This window comes from Bartonella sp. CL70QHWL, assembly GCF_042194855.1.
In the GTDB taxonomy this organism is placed as follows: domain Bacteria; phylum Pseudomonadota; class Alphaproteobacteria; order Rhizobiales; family Rhizobiaceae; genus Bartonella.
Genome location: NZ_JBHINJ010000094.1, coordinates 1 through 1,020, shown reverse-complemented (window position 1 = coordinate 1,020; position 1,020 = coordinate 1). Strand labels below are relative to the sequence as shown.

Genomic DNA, 1,020 nt, shown 5'->3' with positions numbered 1-1,020 from the left:
TGTGCATTAGCACCAAAGCTAAAACAGCCAAATGATAGGAACCGTGTGCCTATTAATAAAACAATCCCTGCCGAAATCAAGCGAGGAGACAGATGAAAAAGCGATTTATTATAACAGGAATGATCACCCTTTTGGGAATGATAAATTTAACTCTAACGTCTAACTTTAGTTGGGGTTCTGGAACTCAAGGTTCAACTGTCCAAACTCCTCCCCCTTTTCCAGAAGCAGAATATCTGAAAATTATTGATTTGTTAAAACAACAAATTAAAGCAAACGAAGACCAGATCGAAAACACGAAAAAAGTCTATCAGTCTATAACAGGAAATAAACAAATAACAAGAGAAAAGTTATCGAAATTTTTATTAGAACATTCGCCTTTTTACCCACCTACCCACAAAACATACACGCGTTTATATGGGAAAAACTTCGAAGCTTTTGGTTATTTCGAACGGCCTATGACTCAAATTAAAGGAGAGGAGTGGAGAGCCCTCCTCGCGGAGACAGATCATAAGATAATATACGATATACTTAATGCGCGTCTTAAATATAGTGGAGTTATCGATAAAGCTGTAAGTTTGCAAGCTTTCCAAGATGCAGAGAACCGCTTTACACAAATTGCCGATTTCTTAAAAGATATAGATAAAACAAAAGATCTGAGAGAAGTTTTCGAGCTGCAAACACGTATCAGAAACATGTCAGCGGTACTCCAAAATGAATATACAAAGCTACAAATGGTCAGAAATTTAAGCAGTAATGAAGAGTTTCTTATCGAAGTACAAAAACGTATATTGTATAAAAAAGTTATGAACAATGCCCTCAAACATGTGCCTCAAATAAGATTTTAGCCACTAAAGCTCTTTACAAGATTTGCTTTTTTTTCATGAAAACAAAAGCAAATGTAGAAGGTTCAGTACTATCCGAACATTTCAGAGAGGCAGAAAGCTTTTATCAAAGCCAAGATATCGTAATGAAAATACTTAGGTAATGTATAAATGCGAATAACGCGTTTAGCATGTATCT

Annotated in this window: 2 protein-coding genes; both read left to right on the top strand. The window is 35.4% G+C overall.

Annotated elements, in window-relative coordinates:
- Positions 1 to 96 (top strand): TrwH protein (locus tag ACFIJZ_RS09885; protein ID WP_375618343.1); only part of this gene is annotated, 96 nt, incomplete at its 5' end.
- Positions 93 to 845, top strand: coding sequence for a type IV secretion system protein (locus ACFIJZ_RS09880; protein WP_375631985.1), 753 nt, complete (start codon positions 93 to 95; stop codon positions 843 to 845). The genes ACFIJZ_RS09885 and ACFIJZ_RS09880, both read left to right, overlap by 4 nt.
- The last annotated feature ends 175 nt before the right edge of the window (positions 846 to 1,020 follow it).